Raw genomic sequence first — 17,262 nt, forward strand, 5'->3', positions numbered from 1 at the left:
GGTGGGCACGGAGGGCGTGCTCGGCGGCCAGGCGGAGGTGCCCGGAGTCGCCGGCACGTGGAAGGACCTGACGGACAACGTGAACCAGCTGGCCGGCAACCTGACGGTGCAGCTGCGCGACGTGTCCGCCGTCGCCACGGCCATCGCCGATGGCGACCTGACGCGCAAGATCACGGTGGAAGTGCGCGGCGAGATCCTGCAGATCAAGGAGGTCATCAACTCCATGGTCGACCGGCTCTCGGTGTTCGCGGACGAGGTGACGCGGGTGGCGCGCGAGGTGGGCACGGAGGGGGTGCTCGGCGGCCAGGCCAAGGTGGCCGGGGTGGCCGGCGTCTGGCGCGACCTCACCGAGAACGTGAACCAGCTGGCCGGCAACCTGACGGTGCAGCTCCGCGACGTGTCCGCGGTGGCGACGGCCATCGCCGACGGCGACCTGACGCGCAAGATCACGGTGGAGGCGGCCGGCGAGATCCTCCAGATCAAGGAGGTGATCAACGCGATGGTCGACCGGCTCTCCGTCTTTGCGGACGAGGTGACGCGAGTGGCGCGAGAGGTGGGCACGGAAGGCGTGCTCGGCGGCCAGGCAGAGGTGCCGGGGGTGGCCGGGACGTGGAAGGACCTGACGGACAGCGTGAACTTCATGGCGAGCAACCTGACCAACCAGGTGCGAAACATCGCCGACGTGACCACCGCGGTGGCGCGAGGCGACCTGAGCCAGAAGATCACGGTGGACGTGAAGGGCGAGATGCTCCAGCTCAAGAACACCGTCAACACGATGGTGGACCAGCTGAGCGCCTTCGCATCGGAAGTGACGCGCGTGGCCCGAGAGGTGGGTACGGAGGGCGTGCTGGGCGGCCAGGCGGAGGTGCCGGGAGTGGGCGGCACGTGGAAGGACCTGACGGACAGCGTGAACTTCATGGCGAGCAACCTCACCAACCAGGTGCGGAACATCGCCGACGTGACGACCGCCGTGGCAAACGGCGACCTGTCACAAAAGATCACGGTGGACGTGAAGGGCGAGATGCTGCAGCTCAAGAACACCATCAACACGATGGTGGACCAGCTGAGCTCCTTCGCAAGCGAGGTGACCCGAGTCGCCAAGGAAGTGGGCACGGAGGGCCGCCTGGGAGGCCAGGCCAACGTGGAAGGTGTGGCCGGCGTGTGGCGCGACCTCACGCAGAACGTGAATCAGCTCGCCGGCAACCTGACGGTGCAGCTCCGCGACGTGTCCGCGGTGGCGACGGCCATCGCCGATGGCGACCTGACACGCAAGATCACGGTGGAGGCGGCCGGCGAGATCCTCCAGATCAAGGAGGTCATCAACTCCATGGTCGACCGGCTCTCCGTCTTCGCGGACGAGGTGACGCGGGTGGCGCGAGAGGTGGGCACCGAGGGCGTGCTCGGCGGCCAGGCGGACGTGCCGGGCGTGGCGGGAACGTGGAAGGATCTGACGGACGCGGTGAACTTCATGGCCGGCAACCTGACCGGCCAGGTGCGAAACATCGCCCTCGTGACCACCGCGGTGGCAAACGGCGACCTGAGCCAGAAGATCACGGTGGACGTGAAGGGCGAGATGCTGGAGCTCAAGAACACCGTCAACACGATGGTGGACCAGCTCTCCGCATTCGCAAGCGAAGTGACCCGAGTCGCCCGCGAAGTGGGTACGGAGGGGGTGCTCGGCGGCCAGGCCAGCGTGGAGGGCGTGGCGGGCGTCTGGCGAGACCTCACCGAGAACGTGAACCAGCTGGCCGGCAATCTGACGGTTCAGCTCCGCGAGCTGCGCGACGTCGCCACCGCCATCGCGGACGGCGACCTGACGCGCAAGATCACGGTGGAGGTGCGCGGCGAGATCCTGCAGATCAAGCAGGTCATCAACTCCATGGTCGACCGGCTGTCGGTCTTCGCGGACGAGGTGACCCGCGTGGCCCGGGAAGTGGGCACGGAGGGGGTGCTCGGCGGGCAGGCGCAGGTGCCCAACGTCGGCGGAACGTGGAAGGACCTGACGGACAGCGTGAACTTCATGGCGAGCAACCTCACCGACCAGGTGCGGAACATCGCCGACGTGACCACCGCGGTGGCGCGAGGCGACCTGAGCCAGAAGATCACGGTGGACGTCAAGGGCGAGATGCTCCAGCTCAAGAACACCGTCAACACGATGGTGGACCAGCTGAGCGCATTCGCATCCGAAGTGACGCGCGTGGCCCGCGAAGTAGGCACGGAGGGGGTGCTTGGCGGCCAGGCCGAGGTGCCGGGAGTCGGCGGCACGTGGAAGGACCTGACGGACAGCGTGAACTTCATGGCGAGCAACCTCACCAACCAGGTGCGGAACATCGCCGACGTGACGACCGCCGTGGCAAAGGGCGACCTGAGCCGCAAGATCACGGTGGACGTCAAGGGCGAGATGCTGCAGCTCAAGAACACCGTCAACACGATGGTGGACCAGCTGAGCTCCTTCGCAAGCGAGGTGACCCGAGTCGCCAAGGAAGTGGGCACGGAGGGCCGCCTGGGAGGGCAGGCCAACGTGGAAGGGGTCGCCGGCGTGTGGCGCGACCTCACGGACAGCGTGAACTTCATGGCCGGCAACCTGACCGGCCAGGTGCGGAACATCGCCGACGTGACGACGGCCGTGGCGCGCGGCGACCTGAGCCGCAAGATCACGGTGGACGTCAAGGGCGAGATGCTGCAGCTCAAGAACACCATCAACACGATGGTGGACCAGCTGTCAGCATTCGCATCCGAGGTGACGCGCGTGGCCCGCGAGGTGGGGACGGAAGGGAAGCTGGGCGGCCAGGCCAAGGTGGAGGGCGTGGCCGGCGTGTGGCGCGACCTCACCGACAACGTGAACCAGCTGGCCGGCAACCTGACCGTCCAGCTCCGCGACGTGTCCGCCGTGGCGACGGCGATCGCCGACGGCGACCTGACGCGCAAGATCACGGTGGAAGCCGCAGGCGAGATCCTGCAGATCAAGGACGTGGTCAACGCGATGGTCGACCGCCTCTCGCTCTTCGCGGACGAGGTGACGCGGCTGGCGCGCGAGGTGGGTACGGAAGGGAAGCTGGGCGGGCAGGCCGAGGTGCCCGGCGCGGCGGGAACGTGGCGCGCGCTGACGGACAACGTGAACGCCATGGCCAACTCGCTCACCGGGCAGGTGCGAGCGATCACGGACGTGGCCATCGCGGTGACCACCGGCGACCTCACGCGCTCCATTACGGTTGAGGCCAAGGGCGAGCTGGACGAGCTCAAGCGCAACATCAACCAGATGATCTCCAACCTCAAGGAGACCACGGAACGCAACCAGGAGCAGGACTGGCTCAAGACCAACCTGGCCAAGTTCAGCCGGATGATGCAGGGCCAAAAGGACCTGGAAGCGGTGTCGCGCCTCATCATGAGCGAGCTCACGCCGCTGGTGGGGGCCAACCACGGCGCATTCTTCCTGATGGACCAGGACACCAGCGCGCCCATCCTGAAGCTGATCGCCAGCTACGCCTACCGGGCGCGGAAGAACGTCAGCAACCGCTTCCACATCGGCGAAGGGATCGTGGGGCAGAGCGCGCTGGAGAAGAAGCCGATCCTGCTGACTGGGGTGCCGGACGACTACATCACGATATCGAGCGGGCTGGGCGAGGCGCCGCCGCGCAACATCGTGGTGCTCCCCGTCCTCTTCGAGGGAGAGGTGAAGGCGGTGATCGAGCTCGCCTCGTTCATGCCCTTCAGCCAGATCCACCAGGTCTTCCTGGACCAGCTCACCGAGAGCGTGGGCGTGGTGATCAACATGATCTCCGCGAACATGCGCACCGAGGAGCTGCTGGAGCAGTCGCAGAAGCTCACGCAGGAGCTGCAGAGCCAGTCGCAGGAGCTGCAGAGCCAGCAGGAGGAGCTGCGCCGCACCAACGCCGAGCTGGAGGCGCAGGCCCGCACCCTGAAGGCATCCGAGGAAGCGCTGCGCGACCAGCAGGAAGAGCTGCAGCAGGTCAACGAGGAGCTGGAGGAGAAGGCCAGCCTGCTGGCCGAGCAGAACCGCAAGGTGGAGCAGAAGAACAACGAGGTGGAGGCGGCGCGCCGGGCGCTGGAGGAGAAGGCGGAGCAGCTCGCCCTGTCGTCCAAGTACAAGAGCGAGTTCCTGGCGAACATGAGCCACGAGCTGCGCACGCCGCTCAACTCGCTGCTGATCCTGGCCAAGCTGCTGGCGGACAACAAGGAGGGGAACCTCACGGAGAAGCAGGTGGAGTTCGCCCAGACGATCCTGGGCGCCGGCACCGACCTGCTGAACCTGATCAACGACGTGCTCGACCTCTCCAAGGTCGAGGCGGGGAAGATGGAGATCTCCCCCACCAACGTGTACATGAAGGACATCACCGCCTACGTGGACCGCTCGTTCCGGCCGGTGGCGGACCAGAAGGGGCTGCAGCTAAACCTGGCGGTGGACGAGGAGGTCCCCGAGTCGATCTTCTCGGATGGGCAGCGGCTGCAGCAGGTGCTCAAGAACCTGCTCTCCAACGCCTTCAAGTTCACGGAGCGCGGCGGCATCACCCTCTCCATCCGCCAGGCGGACAAGGGGCGGCGCTTCAACAACCGCACGCTGGACGAGGCGGACATGGTGATCGCCTTCGCGGTGACGGACACCGGGATCGGGATCGCGCGCGAGAAGCAGCAGCTCATCTTCGAGGCGTTCCAGCAGGAAGACGGCACCACCAGCCGCAAGTACGGCGGCACGGGGCTGGGGCTCTCCATCAGCCGCGAGATCACGCGCCTGCTGGGCGGCGAGATCCGGGTGGAGAGCACGCAGGGCGAGGGGAGCACCTTTACCCTCTTCCTGCCGCGCACCTGGCCGGGCGAGCCGGGCGGCGGCCGCAGCAGCGGCGACGGCAGCGACCTGCCGCGCGATCCCTCCGCGCTGCGCCAGGCACCCCCGCGCCAGCCGCGCCCCGGCGAGCGCCGCGGGCCGCGCGAGGCTCCGGCGAATGCGGGCGAGGCACCGCAGCAGCCGCACGTGGGCGAGGAGCGGCGCCAGGGCCCGCGCGACCCCGCCGAGGTGGGGATCCGCGACGACCGCGGGAGCGTGGAGGCCGGCGACCGCACGGTGCTGATCGTGGAGAACGACCCCCCCTTCGCCCGCATCCTGCTGGACATGGCGCGCGAGCGCGGCTTCAAGGCGCTGGTGGCGCTGGACGGCGAGTCGGGGCTGGAGATGGTGCGCGACTACCGCCCCGACGCCGTCACGCTGGACATCGACCTCCCGGGCATCGACGGGTGGACGGTGCTGGACCGGCTGAAGCACGCGCCGGAGACGCGCCACATTCCCGTGCACATCGTGAGCGGGGTGGGGGCACGGCAGCGCGGGCTGCGGCAGGGCGCCTTCAGCTACCTGGAGAAGCCGGTGTCGCAGGAGGCGCTGGACGGGGCCTTCGAGAAGATCGGCAACTTCCTGTCGGACGGCGTCAAGCGGCTGCTGGTGGTGGAGGACGACGAGCGGCAGCGCGCCAGCATCATCGAGCTGGTGGGCGACGACGATGTGGAGATCACTGCCGTGGCCACCGCCGCCGACGCCATCGAGCAGCTTCGCACCACCCGCTTCGACTGCATGGTGCTGGACCTGGGGCTGGGGGGCGACGACGGATTCCAGCTGCTGGAGCAGGTCAAGGGCGACCCGGAGATGCAGGAGATCCCCATCATCATCTACACGGGGAAGGAGCTGTCGCAGCAGGAGGAGACGCAGCTGCGCCGCTACGCCGAGACGATCATCGTCAAGGACGCCAAGAGCCCGGAGCGGCTCCTGGACGAGACGGCGCTCTTCCTTCACCGCGTGGAGAGCAACCTGCCGGACAGCAAGCGCCGCATGCTGGAGCAGCTCCACCAGTCGGACAGCGCCTTCGCCGGCAAGAAGGTGCTGGTGGTGGACGACGACGTGCGCAACATCTTCTCCCTCACCAGCGTGCTGGAGGGGCAGGGGATGGAGGTGGTGTTCGCGGAGAACGGCCGCGCCGCCATCGAGACGCTGCAGGCCAACCCCAACGTCGACATCGTCCTGATGGACGTGATGATGCCGGAGATGGACGGCTACGAGACGACCGCGGCCATCCGGCAGATGGAGGAGTTCCGCGACCTCCCCATCATCTCGCTGACCGCCAAGGCGATGAAGGGCGACCGCGAGAAGTCGATCGCGTCGGGCGCGTCGGACTACATCACGAAGCCGGTGGACACGGACCAGCTCCTGTCGCTGATGCGCGTGTGGCTGTACCGCTGAGGCACGGGTGAGCCGCGAACGGGCAGAGACCGGTGGCAAGGCGGCGGGGGATCCATCCCCCGCCGCCGTCCCCGCGCGCCGGTCGGAGGAGCGCGACGGCCGGGCCGAACGCAGGGACGACGTCGCGCTTCCCGACACCCCCAGCGCGTACCGCCGCGACGTGGAGAAGCTGGAGGTGGAGCTGCTGATGGAGGCGATCTTCCGCCAGTATGGCTTCGACTTCCGCAGCTACGCCTACTCGTCGCTCAAGCGGCGGCTGTGGAAGCGCATCCAGGCGGAGGGGCTGGTCACCGTGAGCCAGCTTCAGGACCGTGTGCTGCACGACCCGGCGATGATGGAGAAGCTCCTGCTGGACCTCTCCATCAACGTCACGGCGATGTACCGCGATCCATCGTTCTACGCGGCGTTCCGCAACGAAGTGGTCCCGCTCCTGCGCACCTACCCCTTCATCCGCATCTGGCATGCGGGGTGCTCCACGGGGGAGGAGGTGTACTCGATGGCCATCCTGCTGAAGGAGGTGGGGCTGTACGACCGGTCGCGGATCTACGCCACGGACATCAACGAGGTGGTGCTGCAGCGGGCGCGGGCGGGGATCTTTCCGCTCGACAAGATGCAGGAGTACACGCAGAACTACCTGCGCGCCGGGGGCACCGAGTCGTTCAGCCAGTACTACACGGCGATGTACGACGGCGCCCGCTTCGACCCCGCGCTCACCCGCAACGTGGTGTTCTCGCAGCACAACCTGGTGACCGACGGGTCGTTCGCGGAGTTCAACGTCATCGTGTGCCGCAACGTGATGATCTACTTCGACCGGGAGCTGCAGAACCGCGTGCACGAGCTCTTTTACGGCTCGCTGGTGAACTTCGGGATCCTGGGGTTGGGGAGCAAGGAGAGCATGCGCTTCACGGCGTACGAGGACCGGTACGAGGCGCTGAACACCAAGGAAAAGATCTTCCGGAGGCTTTCGTAGTGACGGGTGAAGACGCGGGATACCGGATCGTCGCCGTCGGTGCCTCCGCGGGAGGGCTGTACGCACTGCGCATGCTGGTGGCCAACCTGCCGGCCGACTTTCCGATGCCGGTGGCGGTGGTGCAGCACCGCAGCAAGGACTCGGAGCTGCTCTGCGAGCTGCTGCAGGAGTGCACCGAGATGGAGGTGTACGAGGTGAACGACAAGGAGGAAGCACGCCCGGGGTGCGTGTACATCGCCCCCCCCGACTACCACATGCTGGTGGACGACGGCTACTTCACCCTTTCCACGGAGGCGCCGGTGCGCTTTTCGCGCCCCTCCATTGACGTCACGTTCGAGTCTGCCGCGGATACGTACGGTATGGACGCAATCGGGGTGGTGCTGACCGGGGCCAACGCGGATGGGTCGCGAGGGCTGCGGCGGATTCTGGACGCGGGAGGGCTGGGGGTAGTGCAGGACCCGGCCACGGCCGAGGTGCGGGTGATGCCGTTCTCCGCGGCCAAGGCGTGCCCGGAGGCTTGCGTGCTCCCCATGGAGCAGATCGCGCCGTACCTGGCGGCGATCCGCCGGCGCCGCGTGCCGCCCTGCGCCCCGGTGCGCGGATGACGGGGGAGCCGCGCGCGAGCATCCTGGCGGTGGACGACCGCCCGGAGAACCTCTTCGCCCTGGAAGCGATCCTGGAGCCGCTGGGCCACACCGTGGTACGCGCCAACTCCGGCGAGGAGGCGCTGCGCCAGGTGCTGCAGCAGGACTTCGCCTGCATCCTGCTGGACGTGCAGATGCCGGGGATGAACGGCTTCGAGACGGCGCAGCTCATCAAGTCGCGCGAGCGCTCCCGCCTCACCCCCATCATCTTCCTGACGGCGATCTCCAAGGACGAGGCGTTCATCTTCGAAGGGTACTCGGTGGGGGCGGTGGACTACATGTTCAAGCCCTTCAACCCGGACATCCTGCGCAGCAAGGTGGCGGTCTTCATCGACCTCTACCTGAAGACGCAGCAGCTGCAGGAGCAGGAGCGCCGCCTGCGCGAGAGCGAGCGCCGCGAGCTGGAGCTGCGCCACCGCGGCGAGCTGCAGGCCAGCGAGGCGCGCATCGCGGAGATCGTGAGCTCCGCCATGGAGGCGATCATCACCTTCGACGCCAACGGGCGCATCACCCTCTTCAACGCCGCGGCGGAGCGGATGTTCGGCGTGTCGGCAAAGGACGCGGCGGGGCGGCCGGTGCACGACTTCTTCGAGCCCGCCTTCGACGAGGCCTCGCTGGACGCCATCTGCGGCGCGGGGCGCGCGGCGGGCACCGACGGCGGCCCCGCCCCCACGCCCCAGAGCCGCGCCCTTACCGGCACCCGCCCCGGCGGCGACAGCTTCCCCGTGGAGGCGTCGCTCTCGTGCCTGCAGCTGGAGGACGAGCGCGTCTTCACCGTGATCGCCCGCGACATCAGCGAGCGCAAGCGGGCGGAGGAGGCGCTCCGGCAGCAGGCGGTATCGCTGGCGCAGACCTCGGAGCAGCTCAAGCAGCTCAACGACCAGCTGCAGACGCGGCAGCGCGAGCTGGAGGCGGCCATGAGCGCCCGCTCGCGCTTCTACGCCTCCATGAGCCACGAGCTGCGCACCCCCATCAACGCCATCCTGGGGTACAGCTCGCTCCTATTGGACAACATCTACGGCGAGCTGAACGAACAGCAGTCGCGCGGGATCGAGCGGGCCAACAAGGCGGCGCGCCACCTGCTGGAGCTGGTCAACGACATCCTGGACCTTTCCAAGATCGAGGCCGGCAAGGTGGACCTGGAGATCCAGAACGCCACCTTCCCGGACGTCATCCAGGACCTCTTCATCACCGTCCGCCCCCTGGCCGACGAGCACGGCTCCGAGCTGGCCCTGGACCCATGCCCCGTGCCGGTGACGGTGGTGACGGACCCGCGCCGCGTGCGCCAGATCCTCCTCAACCTCCTTTCCAACGCCATCAAGTTCGGCGAGGGAAAGGCGATCACCGTCGCGTGCCGCCCGCGCGACGACGGCGGCGTGGTGGTGAGCGTGGTGGACCGCGGCCGCGGCATCCCGGAGGAGGACCAGGACAAGATCTTCGACGAGTTCGTCCAGCTCCACCAGCCCGATCCGCAGCAGGGGACGGGCCTGGGCCTCCCCATCTCGCGCCGGCTGGCGGAGCTGCTGGAGGGTTCTCTGGAGGTGGAGTCGCGGGTGGGGGAGGGAAGCACCTTCACCCTGTCGCTCCCCGCCAAGGTGCAGCCCCCCCCCGCCATGCGCGAGGACCCGTTCGAGACCTTGGCGCTGACGGGGGCGGCGGCGCGGGCGGCCGCGGAGTAGGGGCGCAACCGCCCTCACCCCCCCGGCCCCCCTCTCCCAAACCGCGCCCTCACCCCCCCGGCCCCCCTCCCCCAAACTGCGGGGGAGGGGGGAGATCGCGTTGGGCCGCGCGTGTCGTCCAGTTCCAGGAACGCGTAGGGGCGCGATTTATCGCGCCCGTGCCGGACCCAGTTCGCCGCCCGCCTGTACACACCACGCCCGTAGGGGCGCGATTCATCGCGCCCTCCCTCACCTCATCTCGACCTCTGCGCGCCGCACCGATCTCGTAGCGGCAGACCTGCGTGCCTGCCCACCCTTTCCCCCACCTCGACCCACGCTCCTCCGCACCGAAACCTCGGAGGGGCCGCCCGACGTGGCTGCCCGTGCCCGCCCCCGCGCCGGCCCGTGCGTCTCCGCACCGATGCACGCCAAACGCCCCTCCCCCAGGTTGTTTTGGGGGGAGGGGCCGCGAGGTGACGAGCGGGGGTGGGGGTCCGCGACTCCGGCCTACCGCCCCGGCGTCGGTGGCGGCTGTGTCGGCGGGGGTGTCGGTGTCGGCTGTGCCGGCGGTGCCGGCTGCGGTGTGCCCGGCGCCGGGGCAGGCTGCTGCGCCGGTGCCGGGGTCGCGGGCGGGGTGCCGGCGGGCGTGATGCCGCGGCGGGCGCCGCCTTCGCGGTTGCGCGGGCGATCCTCGCGGTTGCGCTGGCCGCCGCCGCCGAAGTTCCCCAGCGGATTGCGCAGCGCGGCGGGGACGCGGCGCCACTGCTCCGGCGTCAGCAGGCTCTGCACCTCGCGGAGGGCGCGCTGCACGTTCTGGCGCCCCGGCTCCAGCAGCGGCCCCACGCGCCCGAACAGCTCGCCCGCGTTCTGCGCCGTCGCGGTGGTGGGGATGGCGGCGCGGACGGCCTCGCGCACCGGCTGGTTGCGCGCGCGCAGCGAGTCGCGGATCGCCTCGATCCCCGTCACCTGCTCGGGGGTCAGGTTGAGCGTGTCGCGCAGGAGGAGGAGCGGCGACACGGGGTCGGGAAGGAGTCGCGAGAGGAGCGCCTCCACGTCGATCCCGCCGCCCTGGCGGACGATGCCGCCAAACCCGCCGCGTTGCCCGCCCGGTCCGCCCCCGCCCGGACCACCGCCACCCCCGATGGCCGCCAGCCCGCCACCCTGCCCCTGCTGCGTCCCGATCAGCAGCCGCGCGGAGAGCTGCACCTGGAAGGGCGAGCCGAAACCGCCGCGCCGCGAGCGCGTCTCGCCGAAGCGCTCGTTGACCTGGTACAGGAAGCGATTCTGCGCGGGATCGAAGCCGCGCGTGTAGAGGAGCACCTCGTCGCGCCCGAAGCCCTGCTGCCCCCACCCACGCAGATCGTCGCTCCCGTTGAAGAGCAGGTCCGCGCCGGCGAAGAGGTTGGTGACGTCCAGCGACAACGAGAGGCGGCGCGACAGGGTAGGGAGCTGCGGGCGAAAGGTGCCGCGCAGGTCCAGCGTCCCCGTCCACGGCCCGCGGCAGCTGTTGCGGCCGGCGATGGAGCCCCGCTGCGCCTCGATGCACTCGCGCACGCCGCCCTCCGCGCCGTCCAGCAGGCGCGCCATCCCGTTGGCCACCGCCGTGTCGCCCGACGCGCCCGGCGCGAAGACGAACGCGCGGTCGTTGCGGGCGCCGTCGCCGTTGATGTCGCCGCCGACGAGCGGGGTGAACGGGTTGCCGCTCGTGGCGCGGCCGATCAGCGTCACCTCCCACGCCTGGCCAAAGGGGACGCCCAGGACGGTGACCAGCGAGTGCCGCCGCTCCAGGTCGCTGGTGGACCACTCGCGCACGTTGGGGTTCCCCGCCGTGGTCGGCTGCGAGAAGCCGGAGCGCGGCGCGCCGGACGAGAACGACGACTGGTCGCGGACGCGCGAAAAGGTGTACGAAGTCTGGAAGGAGATCCGCCGCGGAAGCTGGCCGTTGAAGCCCAGCGTCGCCTGCGTGCTGCGCGACCCCAGCTCCGAATCGACCGCGAAGACGTTGGAGAGCTCCGGGTTCTGCCGCGAGGCGAAGAAGGGGATCTGCCCCGTCGCGGTGATGGCGGAGGCCGGCGCGTAGACCGGGCGCCCGCCCTCGCTCGCGAGGACGAAGGCCGGCGCGTCGTCGCGCAGGTTGAGGTCGCGCACGCCGTACAGGTTCACGCCCCACGCCTGGCTCACGTCGATGCTGGCGTTCAGCCGCGGGCGGATCTGCGTCTGGAAGCCGAGCGAGGCGCGCCAGGAGCGCGGCGCCCCGAACTCCGGATCGAACACCGTCACGGTGGGCAGTCGCCGAACCGGCTCGCCCGCGCCGCCGTCCGCGCACGAGGTGGGGATGGCGGAGGCGTCGCGCTGGTACGCCGCCCAGTCCGGCACCGGCACGCGCGCGCCCACGCACTCCAGCAGCGTCTCACCCGTCGCGAGCCCCGTCTGGTCCAGCGCGGATGCGAAGAGGGAGAAGGGCGCGCGGCCACGGAACTCGCCCACGCCGCCGCGCACCAGCCGCAGCGGGGCGCCCTGCTCGTTCAGCCGCCACGAGAAGCCCAGCCGCGGGCTCACGTGCAGCTCGCTGGGGATGAAGTCCGTGCGGCGGCCGAACAGGCGCTCGATCTCGGGGTTGCGCGCGGGGGTCTCGTCGAAGCGAGTCGCCTCGCCGCGGGCGCCGAAGGTGAGCTGCACGCGGTCCAGCGGACGCCAGGTATCGCCTACGAAGATGGCCGCGTTGACCCCGCCGCCCTCCGTCTCGCGCGTGGTGAGCGAGCGGGTGAAGCTCGTGGGCCGCCCCTCCTCGAACGCCTCCAGCGACTCGAACTCGAATGTGCCGAAGCGGTCCGGCGTGCTCTCCTGCCGGAACGCCGAGTGGTTGAAGAGCCCGCCGATGCGCAGCCGGTGCCGGTCGCGGAAGAGGAAGGAGAGCTCGTTGCTCACCTCCGTCGTCGTCTCGCGCGTGAGGGTGGGGAGCTGGCGGTCTCCGCCGAAGACCAGCGTCGCCACGCCGCGATCGCCTTCGCCCAGCTCGGACGCCACACGGACGCGCCCCTCGGGAACCTGCTCGTAGGCATCCTGGTCGCGCTCGTCGCGGTTCACGGAGGCGCGCAGCTCGTTGATCCACCCCGCGCCGAAGCGCGACGTGAGGGTGAGCTGCCCGCCGCCGCCGCTCGTCCCCACCTCGCCGCCGTTGCCCAGCGTCTCCAGGAATCCGATGCGGGCGTTGTCCTGCTCGTACACGCTCAGGTTGCCGCGCAGGGCGAGCGTGTGGCGCTGCGTCAGGTTCCAGTCCACCCGGCCCAGCGTGGTGAGCGCATCGCCGGTGCGCTCGAAGACGCCGCTGCGCCCGTCGACGCCGTAGCGGGTCTGCAGGGCGCCCAGGAAGCGTTCCACCGACTCCGGGCTCACACCCAGCGCGCGCACCGCGTCGGCGTCGCGGGGGGTGAGGGAGTACAGCTCGTCGCTGCGGCGCTGCGCCTGGAACGAGAGGTAGTAGAAGAGCTTGTCGCGCACGATGGGCCCGCCCAGCCCGCCGCTGAACCGGTTCTGGGTGAAGCCGCCGCCCCACGTGGGAACGCCCGCGTTGCCCTGCAGGTTGGGATCGCGAAGCTGGTACTGTAAGGAGCCGTTGAACTGGTTGGATCCGCGGCGTGTGGTGAGCGCCACCTGACCGCCGGAGAACTGCCCGCGCGCCACGTCGTAGGTGTTGGTGATCACCTGCGTGCCGCGCACCCCCTCCTGCGGAATCCCCAGCGGCGATCCGCCTCCCGATTGCCCGCCGGAGAGCGCGGAGGTAAACGACGCGCCGTCCAGCGTCACCTGGTTGAGCGCCGCCCGCTGCCCCGCCACCGAGAACGACCCCCGCGCCTCCGACGAGTCGCCCTGCGTCACCGCGACGACGCCGGGGCTGAGCGTGGCGATGCGGGCAGGGTCGTTGTCCTCCAGCGGCAGGCGGTTGACCGTCTCGCCGGAGAGGGTGCGCTCGGTGCCGCCCGCCGCGGTGTTGCTGGGCGGCGGGGTGCGGCTGGCGCGCGCCGTGATCCCCTCCAGCGCCACCGCCTGCTCGCCCAGCCGGAAGTTGGTGACCAGCACGTCCTCGTCCGCCTCGCGCGCGGCGACCGCGGTGGCGGCCGCGAAGCCCAGCGCCGTCACCCGAAGCTGGTAGCGCCCCCCGCCGTCCGGAAAGGTCAGCGTGTAGCGGCCGTCCGGACGCGTGGTGGTCGTCCTGCGCAGGTTCCCCTCGGCCGAAATCGCCTCCACGGTGGCGCCGGCCACGGGCGTGCCAGCGGGCCCCGTGACGCGCCCGGTGAGGAGGTCCGTCGTAACGCCCACCTGCGCCGACAGCGCGGCGGGGGCGAGGAGGATCGCGCAGATCAGCGCTCTGAGATACGGCATGCGGCTCCACACGCCCCGGCTTGAGGGGCGTTCCTTGATGGTCGGATGACGGGGCTACTCCAAAAAGAACAGCCGGCAGGCCGCGAACGTTGGGACGGCCCATCGTCGCCCCGCTCGTTCGGGATCGTTACTCCCGCGTTACCGGCGCCCGTTACACTCCACGGGACGATGCACGTGTCGTGCTCCCCTATGGAGGTGAACCTTGCCGACCGCTTCCTGGAAGCCTCATCTTGCCCGCGGGCTCCCCGACTTCGTGGGACTGCCCAGCCACGACAAGGCCGAGGCCGTGAAGCCGCTGAACGCACACATCCTGGTGGTGGACGACGAGCCCGACATCTCGGCGCTCGTGGCGTACCACCTGGCGCGCGAGTCGTACCGCGTCCGCACCGCATCCACGGGCCCGGAGGCGATCCGCGCGGCCGAGGTGGAGCGCCCGGACCTGATCGTCCTCGACCTGATGCTCCCCGGCATGAGCGGCCTCCAGGTGCTGGAGGAGCTGCGCCGCCGCCCGGAGACGCTGGACATTCCCGTCATCCTGCTGACCGCCCGGCGCGAGGAGCAGGACCGCATCCAGGGGCTGCGGCAGGGGGCGGACGATTACGTGGCCAAGCCTTTCTCGCCGCAGGAGCTGATCCTGCGCGTGGGCGCGGTGCTGCGGCGGGTGCAGCAGGCGCCGCCGGTGGGGCGGGGGGGCAAGGTGGTGCGCGTGGGCCCCTTCTCGGTCGATTCCGGTGCCGCGCGCGCCGAGGTCAGCGGCCTGCCGCTGGAGCTGACGCCCACCGAGTACCGCCTCCTCCTGACCCTAATGGAGCGCCGCGGCCGAGTGCAGACGCGCCGGCAGCTCCTGGAAGCCGTCTGGGAGGTGACCGCCAACATCGCCACGCGCACGGTGGACATGCACGTGCAGCGGCTGCGCAACAAGCTGGGCGACGAGGCGGACTGGATCGAGACGGTGCGCGGCTTCGGCTATCGTTTCCGCACCGAGCCTCCGGTCCGCTGAACTGCGATCTCACACGGAGACACAGAGGCACAGAGAGAACCCCACTTCCTGAACGGAGCGCTGCGCCGTACTTCGGGCATGCGCGATCGTGTGGCGCGGAGTGAAGGAGACGGGCTCTGCCGCATCACACCACACCTCCAATGTTCAGGCGCCTGCAGTAACGGGCTCCGCCAGGGCACCGCGGTTCAGCCAAAGAGCAGTTGGGGCAGACCACCGGCTACCGAACATGGGCTGGATCGCGATGCGCGGCAGAGTCCGTCTCCTTCACTACGCGCTCTCGAAGATCAGCGTGGGGCAGGGTACCGTGAGGCGCTTCGTTCAGGAAATTGGGGCTTCTCGTCGATAATGCGTTCTTTGCGTTCGTGCGCCTCTGCGTGAGACTTTCCGTGCCTGGATGACTGAATGACGCTGCGGCTGAGGGCGGACCAGAAGCTCTTCCTTTCGTACCTGGCGCTGATCGCGGCGGTCGTGGTGGCGCTCACGCTGGGGGTGGGCTCCACGCTGCGCACGCACCTCACCGAACGGCTCTCCGCGGATCTGCGGCGGGAGCTGTTCCTGGCGCGCGCGCTGTACGCCACCCGGCCCGCCGCGCACCCGGACGCGGTGGCGGACTGGCTCGGCGCGCTCAGCAGCCGGCGCGTCACCATCGTCGCGCCGGACGGGCGGGTGCTGGGCGATTCGGAGGTGGATGCGGCGGGAATCCGGCGGCTGGAGAATCACTCCGACCGCCCGGAGATCCGCAGCGCACGGCAGGGGCGCGATCAGATAGGCGTCGCGGTGCGGCTCAGCAGCTCGCTGGGCGACGAGCAGCTCTACATGGCGCTGCAGGCGGCGGACGGCAACGTCATCCGCATCGCGGACCCGCTCAGCGAGATGTACGCGGCGGTGGCGCGGGTGCAGCGCGGGATCTTTGGCGTGGGTCTGGTGGCGCTGGTGCTGGCGGGGCTCCTCTCGCTGGGCTTCTCCATCGCCATCACGCAGCCGCTGCGGCAGATCGTGAGGGCGGCGCGCGCCATGGCCGCCGGCGACCTCGCGCGGCGCGCCAAGCTCGGCCGGCGCGACGAGCTGGGCGAACTGGCCGACGCGCTGGACATGCTGGCCGGCGAGCTCCAGCGCCGCCTCCGCCAGCTGGAGGGCGAGCGCGCGGAGATGCAGGCGCTGATCGATTCCATGGCCGAGGGGGTGATCGCGTTGGACGCCGAGGGGCACGTGCGGCGCACCAACCCGGCGGCGCGCCGCATCTTCAACCTGGTGGGCGACCCGCGCGGCCTCTCCCCGCAGGAGGTGGCGCGCCGGCCGGCCTTCCTGGACGTGGTGCGGCGGGTGCTGGAGGGCGCGCAGGTGCGGCCCGCGGAGCTGATGCAGGACGGGCGCAGCCTGCTGGCCACCGCGCAACCGCTCCCCGGCGGCGGCGCGGTGATGGTGTTCCTGGACGTTTCCGCCCTCCGCCGGCTGGAAGACGTGCGCCGCGACTTCGTGGCCAACGCATCGCACGAGCTCAAGACGCCGCTGACCGCCATCCGCGGCTTCAGCGAGACGCTGCTGGACGAGGACCTCCCTCCCGCGCTGCGCCGCCAGTTCGCGGAGACGGTGAAGGCCAACGCGGACCGCCTGCAGCGCATCGTGGACGACCTGCTGGACCTGTCGCGCATCGAGAGTGGCGGCTTCCGGGTGGAGCCGGAGATCGTCTCCATCACCGAGACGGCGCACGAGGCGATCGCCCCTGGCCGCGCGCAGATGGACGAGAAGCGCGTCCTGTTCCTGACCGACGTGCCGCCGGAGTACGAGTTCGTCTTCGCGGACCCCGCCGCGCTCCGCCAGATCCTGTCGAACCTGGTGGGCAACGCGATCCGCTACGTTCCCGAGGGTGGGCGCATCGAGGTGAGCGCGCGCTGCGCCGGCCAGGCCGCCAGCCAGCGCGGCGACCGGCACGAGTGGATCCAGGTCTCCGTCGCGGACAACGGCGCCGGCATCGCCGCCACGCACCTCCCCCGCATCTTTGAGCGCTTCTACCGCGCCGACGCCGCCCGCTCGCGCGAGGAAGGCGGCACCGGGCTGGGGCTGGCCATCGTCAAGCACCTCGTCGAAGCCCACGGCGGCACCGTGGACGCCGAGAGCACCCCCGGCCGCGGCACCACCATCCGCTTCCTCCTTCCCGCGCCGGACGTGGTGGAGGAGGAGATGCACGACCGGGAGGTGGAGCGGGCTGCGGCGCGGTGAGGGAGGCCCTCACCCCCGCTCGTTCCTCGCGGCCCCCTCTCCCGATAACGGGAGAGGGCTGCGCCCTCGCCGTTATCAGGAGAGGGGGCGGAACCTCGCGCCCGTGTCACGGGCATGCACCGCGGCCGGCGGCACTCGAGACG

General features: G+C 70.1%; 7 protein-coding genes. 6 read left to right on the top strand and 1 reads right to left on the bottom strand.

The window, feature by feature from the left end; translation table 11 throughout:
- Positions 1 to 16 precede the first annotated feature (16 nt).
- From VF584_25450 to VF584_25465, 4 genes are read left to right on the top strand one after another with little or no spacing between them, the layout of a single operon-like run.
- Positions 17 to 6,244, top strand: a complete 6,228-nt coding sequence (locus tag VF584_25450; protein ID HEX8213541.1) for a HAMP domain-containing protein — start codon at positions 17 to 19, stop codon at positions 6,242 to 6,244.
- A 7-nt stretch (positions 6,245 to 6,251) separates the two neighbouring features.
- A complete protein-coding gene (locus VF584_25455) occupies positions 6,252 to 7,214 on the top strand; it encodes a protein-glutamate O-methyltransferase CheR (GenBank protein HEX8213542.1) in 963 nt (320 codons plus the stop codon).
- Positions 7,214 to 7,819, top strand: a complete 606-nt coding sequence (locus VF584_25460; protein HEX8213543.1) for a chemotaxis protein CheB — start codon at positions 7,214 to 7,216, stop codon at positions 7,817 to 7,819. The genes VF584_25455 and VF584_25460 overlap by 1 nt, the downstream gene beginning before the upstream one ends.
- Complete coding sequence (locus tag VF584_25465; protein HEX8213544.1) at positions 7,816 to 9,537, top strand: ATP-binding protein; 1,722 nt, start codon at positions 7,816 to 7,818, stop codon at positions 9,535 to 9,537. Before VF584_25460 ends, VF584_25465 begins: the two co-directional genes overlap by 4 nt.
- Positions 9,538 to 10,023: 486 nt before the next feature.
- Here the strand turns inward: VF584_25465 and VF584_25470 are convergent, their stop codons facing one another.
- Positions 10,024 to 13,899 (bottom strand): TonB-dependent receptor, encoded by a 3,876-nt coding sequence (locus VF584_25470; protein HEX8213545.1) that lies wholly within the window; start codon positions 13,897 to 13,899, stop codon positions 10,024 to 10,026.
- A 202-nt stretch (positions 13,900 to 14,101) separates the two neighbouring features.
- Between VF584_25470 and VF584_25475 the strand changes: the two genes are divergently transcribed.
- Positions 14,102 to 14,899, top strand: coding sequence for a response regulator transcription factor (locus VF584_25475; protein HEX8213546.1), 798 nt, complete (start codon positions 14,102 to 14,104; stop codon positions 14,897 to 14,899).
- A gap of 402 nt (positions 14,900 to 15,301) precedes the next feature.
- Positions 15,302 to 17,119, top strand: a complete 1,818-nt coding sequence (locus VF584_25480; protein HEX8213547.1) for an ATP-binding protein — start codon at positions 15,302 to 15,304, stop codon at positions 17,117 to 17,119.
- Positions 17,120 to 17,262 lie beyond the last annotated feature (143 nt).

The sequence above is a fragment of the Longimicrobium sp. genome, from assembly GCA_036389135.1.
In the GTDB taxonomy this organism is placed as follows: domain Bacteria; phylum Gemmatimonadota; class Gemmatimonadetes; order Longimicrobiales; family Longimicrobiaceae; genus Longimicrobium.